Annotated in this window: 22 protein-coding genes; 11 read left to right on the top strand and 11 right to left on the bottom strand. The window is 55.0% G+C overall.

Annotation, left to right across the window (positions count from 1 at the left end; genetic code table 11):
* Positions 1-17: 17 nt before the first annotated feature.
* The gene (locus MIH18_RS11620) at positions 18-368 is read right to left on the bottom strand and encodes a hypothetical protein (RefSeq protein WP_249007162.1); all 351 of its coding nucleotides are present in this window, start codon (positions 366-368) and stop codon (positions 18-20) included.
* Between the two features lie 71 nt (positions 369-439).
* Positions 440-958: an Hcp family type VI secretion system effector gene (locus tag MIH18_RS11615; protein WP_249007163.1), complete on the bottom strand. Its 519-nt coding sequence runs from the start codon at positions 956-958 to the stop codon at positions 440-442.
* Between the two features lie 365 nt (positions 959-1,323).
* On the opposite strand from MIH18_RS11615, the gene MIH18_RS11610 reads away from it, so the two are divergent.
* Genes MIH18_RS11610 through MIH18_RS11600 form a run of 3 tightly spaced genes read left to right on the top strand, consistent with a single transcriptional unit; the run spans position 1,324 to position 3,313 of the window.
* Positions 1,324-2,193, top strand: coding sequence for a cache domain-containing protein (locus tag MIH18_RS11610; protein ID WP_249007164.1), 870 nt, complete (start codon positions 1,324-1,326; stop codon positions 2,191-2,193).
* A gap of 6 nt (positions 2,194-2,199) precedes the next feature.
* Positions 2,200-2,685 (top strand): PAS domain S-box protein, encoded by a 486-nt coding sequence (locus tag MIH18_RS11605; protein ID WP_249007165.1) that lies wholly within the window; start codon positions 2,200-2,202, stop codon positions 2,683-2,685.
* Between the two features lie 31 nt (positions 2,686-2,716).
* Positions 2,717-3,313, top strand: coding sequence for a GGDEF domain-containing protein (locus tag MIH18_RS11600; protein WP_249007166.1), 597 nt, complete (start codon positions 2,717-2,719; stop codon positions 3,311-3,313).
* A gap of 16 nt (positions 3,314-3,329) precedes the next feature.
* Here MIH18_RS11600 and MIH18_RS11595 read toward each other — a convergent pair whose 3' ends face one another.
* Complete coding sequence (locus MIH18_RS11595) at positions 3,330-4,094, bottom strand: sulfite exporter TauE/SafE family protein (protein WP_249007167.1); 765 nt, start codon at positions 4,092-4,094, stop codon at positions 3,330-3,332.
* On the bottom strand, positions 4,085-5,230 hold the full coding sequence (locus tag MIH18_RS11590) for a hypothetical protein (protein WP_249007168.1): 1,146 nt from the start codon (positions 5,228-5,230) through the stop codon (positions 4,085-4,087). The genes MIH18_RS11595 and MIH18_RS11590 overlap by 10 nt, the downstream gene beginning before the upstream one ends.
* A 235-nt stretch (positions 5,231-5,465) precedes the next feature.
* Between MIH18_RS11590 and MIH18_RS11585 the strand changes: the two genes are divergently transcribed.
* Positions 5,466-6,098 (top strand): hypothetical protein, encoded by a 633-nt coding sequence (locus MIH18_RS11585; protein ID WP_249007169.1) that lies wholly within the window; start codon positions 5,466-5,468, stop codon positions 6,096-6,098.
* A 66-nt stretch (positions 6,099-6,164) separates the two neighbouring features.
* On the opposite strand, the gene MIH18_RS11580 is transcribed toward MIH18_RS11585, so the two are convergent.
* The 4 genes from MIH18_RS11580 to MIH18_RS11565 all read right to left on the bottom strand — a co-directional run bounded on the left by MIH18_RS11580 (position 6,165) and on the right by MIH18_RS11565 (position 10,203).
* Positions 6,165-7,280, bottom strand: a complete 1,116-nt coding sequence (locus MIH18_RS11580) for a HupE/UreJ family protein (RefSeq protein WP_249012477.1) — start codon at positions 7,278-7,280, stop codon at positions 6,165-6,167.
* A complete protein-coding gene (locus MIH18_RS11575; RefSeq protein ID WP_249012476.1) occupies positions 7,277-8,395 on the bottom strand; it encodes a hypothetical protein in 1,119 nt (372 codons plus the stop codon). Before MIH18_RS11575 ends, MIH18_RS11580 begins: the two co-directional genes overlap by 4 nt.
* Before the next feature lie 79 nt (positions 8,396-8,474).
* Positions 8,475-8,720, bottom strand: coding sequence for a hypothetical protein (locus MIH18_RS11570; RefSeq protein WP_249007172.1), 246 nt, complete (start codon positions 8,718-8,720; stop codon positions 8,475-8,477).
* Positions 8,721-8,730: 10 nt separating this feature from the next.
* On the bottom strand, positions 8,731-10,203 hold the full coding sequence (locus MIH18_RS11565) for a DUF4331 domain-containing protein (RefSeq protein WP_249012475.1): 1,473 nt from the start codon (positions 10,201-10,203) through the stop codon (positions 8,731-8,733).
* 157 nt (positions 10,204-10,360) lie between these two features.
* Between MIH18_RS11565 and MIH18_RS11560 the strand changes: the two genes are divergently transcribed.
* The 5 genes from MIH18_RS11560 (at position 10,361) to MIH18_RS11540 (ending at position 14,289) form a co-directional block, all read left to right on the top strand.
* Entirely contained in the window at positions 10,361-10,918 is a 558-nt protein-coding gene (locus tag MIH18_RS11560) for a sigma-70 family RNA polymerase sigma factor (protein WP_249007174.1), read from the top strand.
* Positions 10,915-11,616, top strand: coding sequence for an anti-sigma factor (locus MIH18_RS11555; RefSeq protein WP_249007175.1), 702 nt, complete (start codon positions 10,915-10,917; stop codon positions 11,614-11,616). Before MIH18_RS11560 ends, MIH18_RS11555 begins: the two co-directional genes overlap by 4 nt.
* Before the next feature lie 166 nt (positions 11,617-11,782).
* On the top strand, positions 11,783-12,790 hold the full coding sequence (locus MIH18_RS11550) for a methionine ABC transporter ATP-binding protein (RefSeq protein WP_249007176.1): 1,008 nt from the start codon (positions 11,783-11,785) through the stop codon (positions 12,788-12,790).
* The gene (locus tag MIH18_RS11545) at positions 12,790-13,467 is read left to right on the top strand and encodes a methionine ABC transporter permease (protein WP_249007177.1); all 678 of its coding nucleotides are present in this window, start codon (positions 12,790-12,792) and stop codon (positions 13,465-13,467) included. Before MIH18_RS11550 ends, MIH18_RS11545 begins: the two co-directional genes overlap by 1 nt.
* Before the next feature lie 39 nt (positions 13,468-13,506).
* A complete protein-coding gene (locus MIH18_RS11540) occupies positions 13,507-14,289 on the top strand; it encodes a MetQ/NlpA family ABC transporter substrate-binding protein (protein WP_249007178.1) in 783 nt (260 codons plus the stop codon).
* A gap of 96 nt (positions 14,290-14,385) precedes the next feature.
* Here the strand turns inward: MIH18_RS11540 and MIH18_RS11535 are convergent, their stop codons facing one another.
* Together MIH18_RS11535 and MIH18_RS11530 are read right to left on the bottom strand one after the other, a co-directional pair.
* On the bottom strand, positions 14,386-15,039 hold the full coding sequence (locus MIH18_RS11535; RefSeq protein ID WP_249007179.1) for a peroxiredoxin: 654 nt from the start codon (positions 15,037-15,039) through the stop codon (positions 14,386-14,388).
* Between the two features lie 182 nt (positions 15,040-15,221).
* Positions 15,222-16,583: a sodium:alanine symporter family protein gene (locus MIH18_RS11530; RefSeq protein WP_249007180.1), complete on the bottom strand. Its 1,362-nt coding sequence runs from the start codon at positions 16,581-16,583 to the stop codon at positions 15,222-15,224.
* Positions 16,584-16,809: 226 nt separating this feature from the next.
* On the opposite strand from MIH18_RS11530, the gene MIH18_RS11525 reads away from it, so the two are divergent.
* Together MIH18_RS11525 and fghA are read left to right on the top strand one after the other, a co-directional pair.
* Positions 16,810-17,241, top strand: a complete 432-nt coding sequence (locus MIH18_RS11525) for a CBS domain-containing protein (RefSeq protein ID WP_249007181.1) — start codon at positions 16,810-16,812, stop codon at positions 17,239-17,241.
* Positions 17,242-17,280: 39 nt separating this feature from the next.
* The gene (fghA, locus tag MIH18_RS11520) at positions 17,281-18,138 is read left to right on the top strand and encodes an S-formylglutathione hydrolase (protein WP_249007182.1); all 858 of its coding nucleotides are present in this window, start codon (positions 17,281-17,283) and stop codon (positions 18,136-18,138) included.
* Here fghA and MIH18_RS11515 read toward each other — a convergent pair.
* Positions 18,099-19,505, bottom strand: a complete 1,407-nt coding sequence (locus MIH18_RS11515; RefSeq protein ID WP_249007183.1) for an MATE family efflux transporter — start codon at positions 19,503-19,505, stop codon at positions 18,099-18,101. The two genes, fghA and MIH18_RS11515, sit on opposite strands and share 40 nt — an antisense overlap.
* Between the last annotated feature and the right edge of the window lie 94 nt (positions 19,506-19,599).

The raw sequence follows: 19,599 nt of genomic DNA, 5'->3' as shown, positions 1-19,599 counted from the left end.
TTTTAGGCGTCCGTGTCTTATCCGAGTGAAGCTTCCAGCAAACTCCTGAATTGTAACCCACGAGTTAACTTGCAAGTAAGGCTGATTTTGACCGAGCCTCGAGCGAATGGCTCCCCTGCCGCTCGGATAACTCTGATTGCCCATTTTCGAATACCGCTTGTTGGAACAAGTAGGTCTTTGGGACTTGGAACAGCATCAATCCAGCGACTGCACTCATCGGTTTCAGTAATCAGTTGCGCAACAAGTTCTAAAGTTTCCGATGTTATGCTGCCAGCATGAAAACGGTTCGCGATACGCTCTCCATAAAAAGCAGTAATAATTGCCTGAATAACAGTGACTTCCTCATCGGTAAGAGCAATGTAGCTCACTATTAATCTCCCTTTGATAGGTTCAACTCTCAGACAGGAGAGGGCTCGCTCTCTGAGAGCTGAATTAAAAGCTACGCTTCGATCGGCGTGCGCCAGTCGTCGGCGCCGGAAGTCCCGGCCACGCCGTGCTCCCAGGTGACTTTGCGGTATGACAGCGACACGGTAACCAGCTGGGTGAAGTCTGAACTGGTGGTATCTTGGCAATGGGGCATATTGCAGTTGATGTCAATGATGGTGGCGTCTTCCAGAATGGTCGAGAAGAAGTGCTCCTGTTTGCCTTCTACCGAGGTTCGGTACCACTTCAGTTCCACTTTTGGCAACATCTCACCAGACGCCAAAGAGTTGTACATCAGCGGTGTGGCTTTATTCAGGGCCGAGGTGAACTTGAACGGTTTGTGCACGCGCTGGCCGGAGGGTTGGCCGGATTGGGGGTCGGTAGGTACGGTAACGACGTGGCTGAATTCCTGCACCAGAATTTCATCTTCGTGGCCTTCTACGTAAATGTTGCCGACAGAATCGGCGGTGAAAGCTCCGGCAGTGATATGGCCCTGGGTTTGGCCTTCGATATTGATATAACAAGGGGTTGGCATTGTCTGCTCCGTGACGTGTTTAAAGGTTGCATTCCTGCTGTCCTAATCTGGACCCGGTAATCTAATCAAATTCTGTGCCAGATTGTTAACGTCATTTAAGATCAGTGGTTTATGATTTTTTGTTAGGCTCAGAAAACACTTAGGGCGAAGAGCTGCCCAAATTCTGGGCCAATTATTGCGGCCCGGGCAAGTTGTTGCCAGCGTATAATGAATGTGGCGGCGAAGCGCTGGCTGCCGTGCGGTTATAAGCATATGCCATGTATTTTTTGGGTGCTCAGGTTTGCTAAACTTAGCCCCTATGTAAAAACACGCTGTGACCAGGGAGCCATAAGTGCCGATCATTCAAAAATTTGCCGAGCATCAGCGTGTTGATTAAACATTGGCTGGGCAGTCTGGTGAACCGGGCGACCGCTATGGTCGTTGTTGTGATTCTAGTGGTTGCGCTGACGGTGATGCTGGTAAGTGGCCTGCTGAGCCAGCGGGAACTGGAGCAGCAGGCAAAGGCACATGTTGAGTCTGTAGCCGCTGTGGTGGCCTATGAACTGGACGATAAACTGTCTATGCGTCTGAATATTATCAGCCAAGTGGCAACAAACCTGACCATGACCGAACAGGTGTTTCGTGACCGGGCTGAGCTGTTTTTGTCGCGCCAAACCGAGTTGCTGCATCTTTTTGATAGCCTGTTTATTCTCGATGCTGAGGGTCTCCTGCAGGCTGAATCCCCGAACATTGGCCTGTCAAAGGGGCTGGACCTCAGCACCCGCGAGTATTTTGACCGTATATCCACGCTGATGACACCGATTATCAGCGAGCCTTACGTATCTTCTGACGACGGTAAACCTGCGGTTATGATCGGTGCGCCAGTGTTCAATCATGACCAGCGTTTTATCGGGATGATTGGCGGCGTCATGTTGCTTGAGGGCGAACATATTCTGAAAAAATTCGGCAATATCCGCTTTGCGAAAACCGGTTATATCGGCATTGCAACCCCCAGTGGCACAACGTTGGTAAACGGGCGTGCCGGGCAGTTTATGGTGCCCCTGCGATCAGAGAACACGATACTGATGCAAGCTATGGATGGATTCGAGGGAACTGCAAAAACCGATAACGGCGATGGTGACGTAACCATTATGTCGGTGCGGCAACTGGATCAGGCACCTTGGCTTGTAGCCGCGGTTTGGCCTATAAAGGAAGCTTTTGCGCCGATTGGCCGCATGGGCAGTGAGCTGGTCTGAACGCTGTTGTTGATTTTATTGGTGCTGGTACCCATTGCCGGTTGGCGTTTTCGCACGCTGATGCGCCCTTTAAAATTGCTGGGCGAGCAGGTACAGGATCGCCACCTGGGCTTGCGTTCGCAGCCAGTTACCATTCCCGGCAGTATCGAAATCCAGCGCGTAGCCACTATATTCAACACGTTGATGATCGAGCGTGAGAGCGCCATGCTGTCGCTGGCAGAACGCGAGGCTTTTTACCGTTCGCTGACTGAAAGCGCACCCATCGGCATAGCCCAAACCGACGTACTTGGCCGCATTGAGTTTGCCAACCCTGCGTTGGAGGTCATTCTTGGCCGTTCGGCCGCAGAGCTAATTGACACGCCGATAATGGGTTACCTGCAAAATAGCGACCGGAAGACGTTAATTACTGGCTGGCAACGTGATATCTATCAAAGAAAAACGTTTCATGGCCGGGTGCATTTGGTGGCCAAGAGGGTCTGTGAATTGACATGATGTCGGCGATGAGTTTGATATCGACCTAACCATGCTGAAGGTTCGCAACGGTAAGTCCCAAGAGCGCCTGGTGTTTGTACTGCGCGACGACAGCGCGCGCCGCCGGGAAAACGAGCGCCTATCATGGGAGGCCTCCCACGATCCATTGACTCAGCTTTTAAACCGCCGCGCCTTTGGCCTTGGTTTGGATAAAGCGTTGCTAGAAGCCGGCCAGAATAAAGTGGCTACTGTGATGTGCCTGATTGATCTTGACCACTTCAAACCGGTGAACGACAAAGGCGGACACCTCACCGGTGACGAGCTTCTACGCCGTCTGGCTGACTTGTTAAGGCAGACAGTTCGCCAGTCTGACACCGTTGCGCGCCTGGGCGGCGATGAGTTTGGAATACTTTTACCCAGCTGCGGTATGGAATGCGCCGAGGCTCTGGCGGAGCGGATTCGCGCAGGGATCGAAGTCTTGGTTGTTGAACACGAAGGTGAAGACTACAGCGTAACCGCCAGTATTGGCCTTGCCCAGATCAACCCCACTGACACCAGCACAAAAGCCATTATGGCCCGTGCTGACGAGGGCTCATACTTGGCCAAAGGCCGCGGCCGTAATCAGGTGGTTTTGATGTCAGGCGCCTAAAACCTGCGGATATTATTTACCACCAAGCGCCTGCGGCAGCTGCCTGCCAAAGCAGACGTAGAGCCAAGGCTGTCAGTAGCAGATTCAGCGCCATGCCAAAGCGCTGATTGCTGAACGCTTTCAACAGGCGTAGGCCAAGCCAGGTGCCGATAAAGCCGCAGCCAATCATCGCCACAATCAACGCCAGCCAGTCACTCAACATAAACCCGGTCAGTCCGAAAACAAGGGCTTTCGGCGCGTGTTGCAGAGCCATGGCGGTTGAAAACGTGGCGATGGTGCTAAAGCGGTCGCGGTGAATCTGTTTGATAAACGCTGCGACCAGTGGCCCGCTGGCCCCAACGAACAGGCTGATAAAACTGGTAAACGTCGAGGCTATAACAATTCCTGGAGCGCCGATGGCGGCTTTTGGCAGTTTGGGTCCCCAGCACAAAAACAGCACAAACAGTGCAATGGTCAGCTGCCAGATTTGAGCGGGTAGATCCACCAGTAACCATGCACCCAAGCTGGCTCCAAGCACAACGCCGGGAGCAAAAGCGGCAATCACTTTCCAGTCAATATGGCGCCAGGTCAGTGCGGCTCGGCCACAGTTTGAACCCAGCTGCACCAGCCCGTGCACCGGGATAATGGCGGCTGGGGGCATCCAGCTGGCCATAATGACGATCAGCAGCAAACCACCACCGGCACCCAGACTGGCGCTGATCATCGAGCCGAGCACTGAGGCCAGTAACAGCAGCAGAGCGACACCTGCGGCCAAGCCCTCTGGTAGCAGCGTTATTTCCATTGACAGAACTCGGAGTTTTTCAGCTCGCGGCCTTTACACAGGGCCTCGGTGGCCAGCTGCACGTCAGCCACGTAATACAGTGACGACAGGCCAAAACGATCCCGTCCCAAGTTGTGAAAAATCATGCCGAACGCGATATCCCCCGCTGAATAGCGCGCTTGGTTGCGGGCAAAGTACTCTGCAGGCCGGCTTAGCAGCTCATCTTGCAAGAGGCTTTTCACTCGTCCCGCTCCGCCGTGGTAGGCCTGAACCAGTAATAAACTGAATAGTTCATCGCGTTTTTTTGCGGGCAACTTACCGAAGCGGTCGGTAAATGCCGGGCGCAAATTACGCGCATTCTGATTGTTCAACTGCAGAGCGCAGTCCATCTGTGCGAGTCTGTGCCAGTAGTTTTTTATTGGAATGCGGCAGTCCGACAGCGCTGCAGGCGACAATTGCATGATTCCACGGGCGTTGGCCGTTGAATGAGCTCGGGTTTGGCCGCCGCTTTCGATCAGTAATTGCCCGGCTAAATAGCGCGGTAACGCTGGCGGGAGTTCACTCAAGCGTTGCTGATCATTGCGCTTGTTGTACACGGCCATCAGCGTTTGGTGCAACGACACTGAATTGCCCTGGCCGCCTACCCTTATGTCATCCCACGCGCCCCACAGGCGATCTTCCTCATTTTGGCCAAGGTAACGGGCAATAGAGCCGGGAAGATCAACGTGGGGTTGGTCGCAGGCCAGTGCAAACGGATACCCGGTCACATCCGCCGCGCCGGCGGCCCAGGCGCTGCTGCGGCCATCCTTGAACATGTCCTTGCGGGTGCCGTTGAGCTGCTGTTGGTTGGCTTCGACAGTGTCAGCGTCTTCACTCCAGCCTAAAAACTGGCCGCGCATATCGTAAAAAATGTGGCGGTTCCGGTTGGCGCAGTAGCTAGACTCGTTCAACACCCAGCTGCGAATGGTGAGCACGTTGCGATAGACGCCCTGGCTGGACCAATACGGGGCGGCCCGCACCACATCGGTCCAGGCGTCGGCCTTGCCAGGGCTAGCAGCGACGCTGCTGATAAACCATGGCAGCGTTGCCAGCAGGGCAGCCTGTAATAGCCGGGTTATCGCGAAAAAAATAGGTGTCATAAAGGCGGTTTCGAACATTGAGTGTTTGAATACTGACCCGTTGGTCGGCCAACGTTGTTACAGGTATGGTGGGTGTGCGCTCACAATAGCAAAAGTTATAACGGTTGAAAGCAGATTATTGTTTTACCGGGGCTTGTGATCTGTTGTGATCGCCCTCACGTTTATCTTTCTACGTTGTAACAGGCTATGCTGATAATCAGGGAGTGCGGTTTTCCCTGTTTTATTCTGATGGCATCGAGGAGGCTAGTGCATTATGAACCAACCGATGGCAATCGAAGAACTGGTATCGGTCGCCCAGGCGGAAGCCATGGGAGAGTTAGATGCCCCGATGATGGCCATAGTGCTGGCCAGTGAACACAGCTACGATTTACCCATTCAATCTCTGGAAACCGACGCCGACAAAGCCCGCTGGGGATTGATTCTTCGCGCTGCGAGGGAACACGTAGAAGCTGACGCGGTAGCGGTGCTGTACCCGGCCTGGACCACCATCCGCAATAAAAAGTCAGGGCAGGCGACCGACACCGCTGCGGGCACAGAGCCCAATGGCGAGAACGACGTCGAGGCGGGTGCGGAAGACGAGGCGGATGGCCCCATCGACACCCTGTTTGTGCAACTACACACCCGTGACCGCATTTACTGGCGTGGTTTCGAGCAAATTCGTGACCCACGGCACCAGCGCATTATTGGTTTTCGTAAAATCAAAGCCTTGTCCACCGATTACCAGCGCGATGAAGCGCCTTCGGTTGCAGCGTGGCTCAGTACACTGTTTGATCCATTACCGAACGAAGGTGAGGAAACCGCGATTGATCTTCAGTTGTCCGATTTACTGGACGAACCAGAAGTGAGCGCAGCCCTATACCCCAGGGATTTGCGGGCGCTGCATTGATTTCAATGATTGAATCAGCAAGGCAGGGGACAGATTTCAAATCTGTCCCCTATTTATCTTTTTAGTTTAAATAGTCCCTGCCCTTTCCACCACCCACATCAGACTGATGGCGCCCACGCCCATAAGAAGCAGCGGCACTACAACCCGTTGATACGCGTTAACGTGTGCCAAGGCATATAAAAGTGGGAAACCAACGATTAGCAACCCTAGCTGCCCCAACTCCACGCCCAGATTGAAGCCCACCAGCGCAATGGCCAAGCTGGAAATTCCGCCGGTCAGGTCGCCCAGCACGCTGGCGAAACCAAAGCCGTGCACCAGGCCGAAGGCGAACGCCAGTTTCCAGGTTTTCCGGCCCAGAAAAGGCCAAATTACATTAAGTGCGGCGAGAGCAATGGAAAGCGCGATGACCGTTTCAACCCAGGCAATGGGAAGCCGAACGATATCCAGCGCTGCCAGGGCCAAGGTGATGGAATGCGCCACCGTAAAGGCTGTCACAATACCCGTCAGTTGTAGTAACCGCGATTTGAATGAGCGGGTTGTGCCCAGATTGTTCTCTTGACGGCGGATCAGCGTAGTCGGCAATACCAGCACCAGCAGAAACAGCATGTGGTCAAGCCCGATCAGCAAATGGATAACGCCTTCAAGAAGAAATGTTGTGAAGGTGCTCCATGGCCCTATAGGCCCGCCGGTAAGGTCAACTATGGGTTGATCCGGAGAAATTACCGTGAGTGAGCGGGTACCTGCAGAGGTGATTTCAACCAGTCCTCTGTGCAGGCTGTCTACATCAAACAGCAGAGTGTATTCAATTTGCTGCGGGAGCTCGCCGTTAAGGCAGTCAATGCCGTATTGGGTCGCAAGATAGGGGCCATCACTGTGCGAGCTCAGTCCCCATGCCTGGCCTTTGAGGTTACAGGCGCCCTGCTCGCTGGCAAGGGTGACCGCATTCTCAATGGCTTGTGTCGTAGCGGATCGTTGGGCGCGAAGCTCCTGCCCCGTGAGCTGTTGATCGCCATTGGCGTCTAGGGGAATCAACAGAGCGAGATCTCGCAGTGCGACGTCAATGCGTATCTCGGCGGCGTCCAGGTCAAGATAAATAAAGCTGTCACTGGCTTTATGAGCAACCGCTGTGCTTGCGAAGGCAACCATCGCCAACAGTGTAAAAAGTTGCATGGCGCGCATCATGAGTCCTCCGGATAGCGTTCATCAGACTGATTCTGCTGTTTAAGCCATTCGCGGAGTTGGCCCAGTGCTGTGCTGTCTTGCGCAGCAATGGCAGCCCTGAGTGCCAGGCGGGTATCCAGAGGTTCACGTTGTGATGCCCAGTTGGCCATGGCGTGTTGTAGGGCAGCCGTTGGCCGCTGCTCAATATCCAGCTCGAAACTGGCCAGGTCGCGCTGATGCAACATGGAGCCACGCCATAGTGCTTCATCAAATCGCTCCCGCAATTGTGAGGCCAGCGCCGATGCGTCTGGATGATCTACGCGGCGCATAGCGATAGCACGGATCACCGCTAACGTATCAATCGCCTCGTAACCCTCGGTCAGGGCCAACGCCTGATCAGGTTCGTCGGCTTGCAGGAACCAGTCCGCAAGCTGTGCCCGGGTGTATAAATCGTCCGGACCCTGATTTAGTACCCGATACCAATGCACAATCGCAGAGCGTTTGCCCAGCTGTGCCGCGATGTCGCCCAATGTACCCTCAGCCCACAAACGCTGTTGGTCGGTTGCTCTACCCAAAGACCGGGTTGCGGTAATCAGCGTGTCGTAAGCGGCTTTGGCCGCGCCTGTACGCGCGGCCACCTGTGCATGACAGCTTGCAGCGATCAGACCGGGGTACTCGGTTGTTAGCTGATCGCACAGTGTTTGTGCCCGTCCGTAATGCCCCTGAACAATCTCAATGTTGGCCAGTGTCACCAGCGCCTGGACTCGTTGTGTTGGCGCTTGCGAGCGGTCGAGCACCGTTTGAATGTCTTGTCGTGCTGCATCGAACTGGTGCAGGCTCTGTGCAAGCGTTGCCCGTAGAACCAACAATGCATCCGTTAGCTCCGTGCCGGCTTGTTGTTTGAACAAGCGTTCGGCATAGCCTAAAAACCGGGGGTCGCCACTAAGACGCGCCTCGGAGATCAGCCTTTTAACCTCTACCGCCATCGCTTCGGGGGAAGAGGTGGCGCCATCGCTGGCGGGGCCAGACGCGGGCAGGGTCACCAGCACAGCGTCGTCGTCAAAATCATGTTGAATGGGGCTGGGTGCGGCGGTTGATGTTGCTGAACACAGCAAACCCAGCAGGCCAAATCCCAAAAAAAAAGCCCCCCCGCGCCAACGCGCGGGAAGGGAGAGGACCGGCTGCAAAGCAGGCCGGGTCCGGTGTGCCGATATTTTATCGGAGAAGGTCATCGAAGGCCTGTGGATTGTCCTGGTCGTTAAAGCTGAATGTGACGTTATTCAACTCCGTAGGCTCCCGATTGGCATTCGGGTTAGCAAATTCGTTCTTAACGAAGGTGCCGAAATCCACTGACGCCGCAGGTTGCGGGGCCTGGCTACTGTTGCCGCCAGAGCCGTCAAAACATCCCGTCAAGGCCAGAGCCACCAGCCCCGTCGCAGCTAACTTAATGGTTAATTTCATTTTTCACTCCTCAAGAATTGGGTGAGCCGGCCAGCGGAGTCGCCAGGTACGGGAACACGACTTGAAGTTCGGTTGGGTCAAGCTGAACGCCATCGGTAAAGGGTGTGTCTTTATTTGGGGCGTCAGTGGTCAGGGCACCCATGACGACTCTTAAGGCGGAATCCACAACGTCATCGACGGGGCGGCGACCGTTCGGGAATCCGGCGTTGTCACTGCCCAGAACGCCTAGGTCATTTTGCGTGGCCGCAGCTGTAGCGGCGATAGCGGGGTTCAGGCGCAGCATTTCTGACGCTTGCACGCCCACTGGCATATTGACCCCAGCCACACCGGTCAAAAACGCTGACACTAAATCGGTGCGGGGAAAGTTATTCGGTGCTACAGCGCCTGCGCCGCTGAACAGTATTTCCAACAGTTCCGGCAGAGTCGGGTTAGTGACGTAAGTGGCAAACTGGCTATCATCTTTCGGTTCGCTGGCGTTGAACCGGTCCTTATCCTTAAGGCCGATGACGACTTCGTTCACCAGCGGCATGCCCAAGCGCGAAACTTGGGTCCAGGCGCCACCTTCCACGGTAGCTCCCTTGCCGTCTGCGCTGGGTGCTGGATTAATGATTCTCGCCTGGCGCAAGCTAGCGGTGGTCCAACCACCAATGACTGGTTGGCCCGAAGCGTTTGCCGCGGTGCCGGTCAGGCACTGGGCGGGCACTTCCAGGGCAAACGAGGTTACGTTCTTATCGTCTAGGTCCCCTTTACCTTCGCCGTTACGCAGTCCGAGAGGATTGGTGTTCACCAGGTCGAAAATCTCGCCGAGATTGACCGCAAAAGCTTCTTTGCGCTGACCGACAAACACCTTGGCGTTGACGGAACAGCCTGGAATGGCCATCTGGAAAATATGCTGATTGGCATAAGTCTGGTAATCGGCAAACGATTTACCACCGATGTTGTCCAGAGGTTTGTCAAATGTAGCGGTGCCATTGGAGGCATTCGTTGCGGTCTGGACGGTGCCGGTGCGGCGGTCACCACGAACAACGGAAACCGTATACTCTTGGCTGACTTGAACATTGGCGCTGTCGGCGGCGTTACCAATGTTCTTTAGTGGCACAGAGACCATTTTCTGGTCGCCAGCCGGGCCAACCGGTAACTGGATGTCGTTTAGGGTGGTAGTGAACTGGAACTGGAACGTCAGGTCTTCCTGAGCGTTACCGCTGTTATCGATGTGAATTTCGTAAAGGGCATCTTCATCCATATCGAAATAGTTGGGACCGCCGTAGGCATCTTGCAAAGGCAAGTAATTGGCGATCAGGGTGACATAGTCTTCGCGACCGGATTCATAGCTGCGGAACATGTAAAAATCGGTGCCGTCCACTTTTGGCACTTCGGTTATGAAAGGCGCTTCGCGGTGACTGGAGGCGTGGCTCAGGCCGGCGCTCAAACAGACGCTGGTAACAGCGATAGCCAGAGCAGAACGTTTAATAATGGTGTTCATAGTGTTTCCTCAGAGTGCTTTGTTTTGGTTATGACAACGAGGTAACGCGCAGCCGTACAATAAAGATGCACGCTGCAATGAAAAAAATTACAGTGGTGTTTGCATCTCGCCGGGATGGGCAGGGCGTACTAAATAATGATAGTCGTACGGAGTTGAAATGTCTCAGACTAAAAACGATCAGGACGACCTTATGCGCTTGCTGGTAGCCGTATCCCGTGAAGACCGTGACGCCTTCCAGCAGCTTTATCATAGGGTGTCCGCCCGAATGTTCGGAATGTGTCTGAAACTGGCAGGGCAGCGCGATCTGGCGGAAGATGCCTTACAGGAGGCGTTTCTCCAGATATGGCATCGTGCCCGCGAGTATCACACCGATCGCGGTATGCCGTTAAGCTGGATGATGAGCATTGCGCGCTACCGGACACTGGACATGATGCGGGCGCGCAAGATTCGTCGTAACGGCGGTGAAGAGCATCTTGAGTACGTTGAAGACGGGCGCGAGGGTCCTCTTGATGAGTCCCTTCGCAGCGCCGGAGAAGCACAGCTTAGCGGTTGCCTCAATGAGCTCAGCGATGCGCAGCGTGACAGCATTCTACTCTCTTACTACAAAGGGCTGACGCACGATGAGTTGGCCCATGTCCTGAGCACTCCATTGGGGACGGTGAAAAGCTGGGTGCGCCGTGGACTGATGACTTTAAAGAGGTGCCTGGAACAATGAATAAGACACCTGAACGCATTGAAAATCTTGCCGCCGAGTATGTTCTGGGTTCACTCCAGGGCCTTGCACGTAAGCGCTTTGAGCGCTGGATGATGGAATCCACAAAGGTACGGCAAGAGGTCTGGTTCTGGGAGCAAAAACTCGGTCCATTGTCCGTCGAAGTGGCAGAGGTCAACCCTCCTTCGTCTGTGTGGACTTCAATTGAACGCCGCTTATGGCAACAAGAGCGGCCTGCCGGTAAAGCCCAATCCCGCGCCAACCAACGGTGGTTCTGGCCTGGCTGGAGTATTGTTGCGACGGCTGCCGCTCTGGTTATGGCGGTTTTATTGCTCCAGCCGTCGCAGGGGATTCCCCAGATGCAGCTTTCAGGCGCTGTTGTTCAGGCTGGTATCAATGATCCGCTCTGGCTGGTGAGTGAGACGGGTTCTAACAATCTGTTGAAGTTGCGCTCGGTCGCCGCCAATGCCGCCGAAACCGATAAAGATTACGAACTCTGGATCGTACCGGAGAATGGTCAGCCCCTATCGCTTGGCGTTATTCCTGTGGGTGGGGTGCACCAAGTGACATTGACGGATGCGGCCAGAGACGCGCTGTCACAAAGCCGCACCCTCGCCATCAGTCTGGAGCCCAGCGGAGGCTCGCTAACCGGGGCTCCAACAGGTCCGATTCTACACGTGACTCAACTGTACGAGATTTAATGAACCCGAAACGGGGACAGATTTTAAATTTGTCCCCTATCTTGCGTACTTTGCTTGCTGCGCAGGGGGTGCGGATTCGGGTTTGATGAGCGAATGGTTTATAATCGCGTCTTTTTAAATTTGCACCGACAAAACACTGACGCCCAAGGCGCGACAAGGCTGATTCGTGATCGTATTTGACGAGATAGAGAAATCCTACCAGGTGGGGGGTAAAGCTGTTCCTGCGCTGCACCCCACCAGCTTTGCTATTGAAACCGGCGAAGTATTTGGCATAGTCGGCCATTCCGGCGCTGGCAAATCCACCTTGGTACGGTTGATTAACTTGCTGGAACGCCCGACCGGCGGCAGCATCAAGATCGACGGCGAAGACGTTACCCATTATAACGCCTCCCAGTTGCGTGCTTTTCGCCGCAACGTTGGCATGATCTTCCAGCACTTCAATCTGTTGTCATCAAAGACGGTTAACGACAACATCGCCTTTCCCATGAAACTGGCCGGCATCTATTCAAAATCTGAGATCCAGCAGCGGGTTGAAGAGTTGCTCGAGCTGGTCAGCTTGTCTGAACACGCCATAAAGTTCCCGTCGCAGCTTTCAGGCGGCCAAAAACAACGAGTAGGCATTGCGCGCGCTCTGGCCTGCCGGCCCACCATTTTGCTGTGCGACGAAGCCACCAGCGCGCTGGACCCGCAAACCACCCAATCGGTGCTGAAACTGCTGGCCGATATCAACCGCGAACTGGGTTTGACCATCGTGCTGATTACCCACGAAATGGACGTGGTGCGCCGAGTGTGTGACCGGGTCGCGGTGATGGATGCAGGCCGCGTGGTGGAAATGGGCCCGGTGAGCGATGTGTTTCTGCATCCGCAACACCCCACTACCCGCGACTTTGTCTTCGAAAGCGAAAATATCGATAGCCTTGAACTGCAGCAGGATTTTAAAAAGGCCAAAGGCCGCATTCTTCGCCTGACCTTCAAAGGCGAGTCGACCTACGACCCGTTACTTGGCAGCGTGGCGCGAAAGTCCGGGGTCGACTTCAGCATCATCTCCGGTCGCATTGACCACATTAAAGATACGCCTTACGGCCAGCTGACTCTGGCACTGGTGGGCGGCGACCTGGCTGTGGCCATGGCCGCGCTGGAAGCTGCAGACGTGCACGTAGAGGTGATGAACTGATGAAAGCCCTGATGCAGGATTTGTTAAGCAACGTAGACTGGATGGAAATCGGCATTGCCAGTTGGGACACCCTGATTATGGTGGCCATGTCGCTGCTGTTCAGCGTGGTGATTGGCCTGCCCGTTGGTGTGCTGCTGTTTTTGTTTGGCAAGCGCCAGCTGCTGGAACAGCCCTTGGCCTACGCGGTACTGTCGTTCGTAGTGAACGTACTGCGTTCGGTGCCGTTTATCATTCTGTTGATTGTGATGATTCCGTTTACCGTGATGATGATAGGCACCTCTCTGGGCGTTGCGGGGGCTATACCACCACTGGTCGCCGGCGGCGCGCCCTTCTTTGCTCGTCTGGTAGAAACGTCGCTGCGGGAAGTGGACCGCGGCATTATCGAAGCCACCCAGGCCATGGGCGCTAACGTGCGGCAAATTGTCCTCGGTGCCTTGTTGCCGGAAGCGCTTCCGGGCATCATCGCCGGTGTTACCGTCACCGCAATAACCTTGGTGTCTTATGCGGCTATGTCCGGCGTGATTGGCGGAGGCGGCCTGGGCGACCTGGCCATTCGTTTCGGTTATCAACGGTTCCAAACCGACGTTATGGTCATCACCGTCGCGTTACTGGTGATTTTCGTACAGCTGCTCCAAATGCTAGGCGATCGTCTAGTTATACATTTCAGTCGTAAATAGCGGCGAATTAACCTTCAGATGCACCCAAGGAGAACACAGATGACTTTCAAGAAGACCCTGATTGCCCTAGCCGCTGCGGCTACTTTGTCTGCTGCTGTTAGCGCCGAAGAACTCAGCATTGCTGCCACTCCGGTCCCCCACGCGGAAATCCTGGAATTTGTGAAACCGATGCTGGCCGAGCAGGGCGTAGAGCTAGACGTAAAGGTATTCACCGACTACATCCAGCCCAACGTTCAGGTTGACCAGAAGCGCATGGACGCCAACTTCTTCCAGCACCAGCCGTACCTGGACGAGTTTAACGCCGGTCGTGGTACAAACCTGGTTACGGTTACCGGCGTGCACGTTGAGCCTTTCGGTGCTTACTCCAGCAAAATCAAATCGTTGGACGAGCTGAAAGACGGCGGCGTTGTTGCCATTCCTAACGACCCCACAAACGGCGGTCGCGCCCTGCTGCTGCTGCAAAAAGCCGGACTGATCACCTTGAAGGAAGGCAGCAAAATCACCGCAACACCGCGCGATATTGCCGACAACCCGAAGAACCTGGAATTTAAAGAACTGGAGGCCGCTACCCTGCCGCGTATCCTGAACCAGGTAGACGTTGCCCTGATCAACACCAACTACGCGCTGGAAGCGGGCCTGAACCCCACCAAGGACGCGCTGATCATCGAAGGTTCGGATTCACCTTACGTCAACATTCTGGTGGCTCGCCCAGATAACAAAGACAGCGACGCTATGAAGAAGCTGGCAGCCGCGCTGACATCCGAAGACGTGAAAGACTTTATTAACGAGAAATATCAGGGAGCGGTCGTTCCTGCTTTTTAAGAGCACCTGCATTCTGATGTGTTATTGATATAAAAAAGGCCGGGCTGCTAACGCAACCCGGCCTTTTTGCATTGCTAAAAATGCAAACAGCGCGATTTAATCGCCAGACCAGTTGGTGGTCGGGTCTGGAGTCATACGCAGGTACGACTTAACCGCCTTGTAGCCTTTTGGGAAGCGTTGTTTGATTTCGTCTTCATCTTGCAACGAAGGCACAATCACCACGTCGCCGCCGCGTTCCCAGTTACCCGGGGTGGCGACTTTGTGTTCATCCGTCAGCTGCAAGGAGTCGATAACCCGCAGTACTTCGTTGAAGTTGCGACCCGTGCTGGCAGGGTAAGTGATGATCAAACGCACTTTCTTGTTCGGATCAATCACGAACAGCGAGCGTACGGTCAGCGTGCTGTTGGCATTGGGGTGAATCATGTCGTATAGCTCGGCCACTTTACCGTCGTGGTCGGCAATGATCGGGAAGTTAACGGTGCAACCCTGGGTTTCGTTGATGTCTTTGATCCAGTCGTGGTGGGAATCAACGGGGTCAACACTCAACGCCATGGCTTTCACATTGCGCTTGGCAAACTCGCCCTTCAGCTTGGCGGTCAGGCCCAGCTCGGTGGTGCACACCGGGGTAAAGTCTGCCGGGTGTGAAAACAGCACACCCCAGCCGTCGCCGAGCCATTTATGGAAACTGATTTTACCCTCACTGGAATCCTGCTCAAAATCCGGTGCGGTATCTCCAAGGCGTAAACTCATGTTCGCTCTCCTTCGATGCAGTATCTGATCGCGTTGTTTGAGGTTCCGGCAGGTAAACGGCCGAGCCTGGTTATTGATTGTATATAAAAATGGAGCGGTGCCGGATGACAGGAATGCAAGGGTTAGTTGATACACCTCATCCGGCACGGGTCTGCTCGTTCTCAGCCGTAATGGCCGTTGTATCAGAGGCCTGCCGCTTTTTCTTTCTCAAAATGCTCTTTGGTCAGTTTGAACACCACCGGGCTGAGTAGCGCCAGGGCAATCAGGTTGGGCAGTGCCATCATGGCATTCAGCGTGTCTGCTATCAGCCAGATCAGGCCCAGGTTTACGGTTGCGCCAACGGGGATAGCAAGGACCCAGGCAATTCGATAAGGCACTATAGCCTTTACGCCGAACAGGAATTCAACGCTGCGCTCACCGTAGAATGACCAGCCAAGAAGGGTCGTAAAGGCAAAAACAGCCAGAGCTATGGCCACCACATAATCGCCAACGCCCGGAAGCGCCTGTGAGAACGCCATGGACGTGAGTGCCGCGCCGGATTCGCCGGATGTCCATACACCAGAAGTGATGATGACCAGGCCGGTGATCGTACAAATAATGATGGTGTCAATAAAGGTGCCCAGCATGGCGATCATACCCTGATTGATAGGGTTCTTGGTTTGCGCTGCCGCGTGGGCGATAGGCGCAGAGCCCAAACCGGCCTCGTTGGAAAAAACACCCCTGGCAACGCCGAACCGGATGGCTGCCCAGACTGCCGCACCGGCAAAGCCGCCTTCTGCAGCGATGGGGCTGAACGCATGCTCGAAGATTAGCCCAAATGCGGCAGGAATCTCGGCGAAATTAATGGCCAGTACAACCAGTCCAGCAAGTAGGTACGACACTGCCATAATAGGAACGAGCGCGCTGGCTACCTGCCCGATGCGGCGAATACCGCCAATCAGAACCATACCCACCAGAACCATCAGGATAACGCCGCTGATCCAGTGTGGCAGGCCGAATGTGGCTTCCATTACGTCTGCAACCGAGTTGGCCTGTACGGTATTGCCGATGCCGAAGCCGGCAATAGCGGCGAAAACGGCAAACAGCACGCCCATCCAGGCCCATTTTTTGCCAAGCCCGTTACGAATGTAATACATGGGCCCGCCGACATAGGAGCCGTTCTCATCGACCTCGCGGAAGCGCACCGCGAGCACCGCTTCAGAGTACTTGGTCGCCATTCCCACCAGGGCTGTCAGCCACATCCAGAACAGGGCCCCCGGGCCGCCGAGGAAAACCGCGGTGGCCACGCCGGCGATGTTACCGGTTCCGACAGTGGCTGAAAGGGCGGTCATCAGAGCCTGAAACGGCGGAATCTCACCATCTGACTCCGCACCTGCGGCGCTGCGACCGTTCCACATCAGGCGAAAACCCGCACCGAGCTTGAATATGGGCATCAGCTTCAGGCCGAGACTTAAAAACAGCCCCACACCAAGAATGAGTATCAACATGGGTGGCCCCCAAACCAGCCCGTTGATTGCACTAAATACGTTTTCAATAGCGTCCATGAGAATCCTTTTTTATATGCCATGGTTCGATATATATGTGCCATGGTTTGATTTTTTGATTTTACCCGCAAGGGGTATAACTTACTGAGCTTACTCAATTACTGTCCTGTGTAAACCGGCACTTGGTTAAAGCTGGAGAATTCGGCGAATATTGCCTATGTTTACAGCACAGGGTTGAGGTTTGGCCAATGCCGGCCGGGTCAAACAGAAATGCGGGGAATTGCTCATGTGTGCACTCAGAGTTTCCGATGTTATGTTCAATCATATTGAGCCCGTCCGCTGCGGGACACCCCTAACCAAAGTGGTCAAGGCGCTGCTGGAGAATCATATTTCCGGGCTGCCGGTGGTTGATGCGAGTCGGCGTTTGCTTGGTTTTGTGTCTGAGCAGGATTGTATCCATGCGTTACTGGTGAGCAATTATCACTGTGAGGGTGATCCGATTGTGGACGATGTTATGTTCCGTGAACCCGTGTGGATTTCACCTGGCACGGCGATTGTTGACCTTGCCCAGAAACTCGGCGCTGGCAAACCGAAAGTGTACCCGGTTGTTGATCACGGCAAACTGGTGGGCATAGTCACCCGCAGCGCCATTTTGGAACACCTTGTTAACGCAGGTTGCAGCGTGGGCACACCAAGGTTTGCTAACTCCGATGACTGAGGGTTAACCTTGTCCGGATACACTAATACCGAGGGCACTATGGAACTGATTTCAACGAACGCCAGCTTTGGCGGCGAGCACCGCCGTTACCGCCACACCGCCGCTACCCTGGAATGCCAGATGGAATTTGCTGTTTTCCTGCCGCCCCAGGCGCTGGCAGAACCGGGCCACAAGGTCCCGGTGTTGTATTGGCTGTCTGGCCTGACCTGCAACGACGAAAATTTTATGCAAAAAGCCGGTGCACAGAAACTGGCCTCTGAGTTGGGTCTGGCGATTGTGTGCCCGGATACCAGCCCGAGGGGCATCAATTTGCCGGGGCAAGACGACAGCTACGATTTTGGCAGCGGTGCAGGTTTTTATGTGAATGCCACAGAGCAGCCTTGGGCGCCCCACTACCGGATGTACGATTACGTAGTGAAGGAACTGCCCCAAGTGGTAGAAAACGAATTGCCCGTCAGTGCTGAAAAATCCATCAGCGGCCATTCTATGGGTGGTCACGGAGCGTTGATATGCGCGCTCAAAAACCCGGGGCTTTACCGGTCGGTATCGGCGTTTTCACCCGTTGCCCATCCGGTGGAGTGCCCTTGGGGCCAGAAAGCCTTTGCCGGCTATCTGGGTGACAACCAGGAAAAGTGGAAACAGTGGGATGCCACCCTGCTGATCGCGGATGCCCAGGAACGCTTGCCGTTACTGATTGACCAAGGCACTGCCGACCAATTTCTGGCAGAGCAGCTGAACCCGCAGGCGCTGGTTCAGGCCTGCCACAGCGTTAACCATCCGGTAACCCTGCGCATGCAGTCCGGCTACGATCACAGCTATTTCTTTATTGCGTCTTTTATTGACGACCATCTGCGCCATCACGCGGACGCCTTAGGCTTGGCCCAACCCCAGTTGTAGCCGAACAGGCGCCAGCCCATCAGCACACTGGCGGAGATAAGGCCGCCAGTAAGCCCTACCCAGAAGCCCGCGGCCCCCATGGCCGGCACCAGAACGCTGGTAAACGCCAGCGCATAGCCCAGCGGCATACCCACCACCCAGAATGAAAACAGCATAATGATCATCGGAATGCGGGTGTCTTTATAGCCCCGCAGGCCACTGATGCAGGTAACCTGAATAACATCCGCCACCTGAAAAAACGCGGCGTACATCAACAGAGTAACGCTGACTGCCTGAACTTCGGGGTCACTGGAATAGAGCGCGGCAATGGGCGCACGGAATACAAACAGGACAATCGCAAACAGCAGTGAAATAAACGCAGCCAGAATTATCGCACTGCGTGACAGCAGCCGCGCAGACTCAGGCGACCCCGCGCCTACCAGAAAGCTCACCCGCAGGGTGATGGCCATGCCCAGGCTCAGCGGCAGCATAAACAATAAAGACACCACGTTTAACGCAATCTGGTGCCCGGCCACCACCACTGGCCCCAAAGGCGCCAGAAACAGTGCGATCACGGCAAACATGCTGGCCTCTACAAAGATGGTAAAACCAATGGGCAAACCCAGCCGCAATACATAGTGCAGTACACGCGGGTTGGGGCGGGCGACGTAGGCCAGCAGGCGAAAATTCTGATACATCCGGCTGCGGTTCAGGTAAGTCAGTAACCCGATTGCAGCGATACCGTTGGATAGCGACGTGGCCCAGCCACAGCCGACACCTCCCATAGCGGGAATGCCCAGGCCACCGTAGATAAACAAATAGTTCAGTGGCAGGTTGAACAGGGTGCTGATCAGTGAAAACACCATAATCACCCGGGTATGGCCCAGGCCATCGGTCAGTCCGCGCAGAGCGGTCATCAGCAGCAGTGCGGGAACGCCCCAGGCGAACGCATCCAGGTAGCCCTGGGCAATGCCGGCGGTGGCCGGTTCCAGCTTCATCAGGGTCAACACCGGGTGCACATTCGTTAGCAGCAGAATCATAATCACGGCCGCTGCTGCCGCAATATAAAGCCCTTGCCAGACCGTTGGCATAATCCGCCGCAGTTTGTTGGCGCCTTTATAGCCGGAAATAATGGGCTGCTGGGCGCTCAGAACGCCCCAGAAAAACAGGAACAATGGCATCCACAGGCTGGAACCAATGCCCACCGCGGCCAGATCCTGGGCGCTGGCGTGGCCAGCCATAACGGTATCAATCACGCCGTTTGCCATCTGTGCAACCTGCGCCACCAGAATAGGCCCGCCCAGTATCGCCAGGGTTTTCCATTCCAGCAGCACCCGTTTAGCGAAAGGCTGGCGGATAGCGGGCAGTGGCTGGTGCAGTTCATCCATAACAAGTGTCCGAAATACGGTCGAATTCGGTGGCGGCTCTGAATGACCAGTCAGGCGCCGTCTATTGGGGAGCGGATGTTACCGGATTCGGGCG

Origin of the sequence: Marinobacter sp. M3C, from assembly GCF_023311895.1 — a bacterium.
Lineage (GTDB): Bacteria > Pseudomonadota > Gammaproteobacteria > Pseudomonadales > Oleiphilaceae > Marinobacter.
The sequence above is the reverse complement of the archived record's forward strand: the minus strand, read 5'-3'. Positions and strand labels throughout refer to the sequence as shown.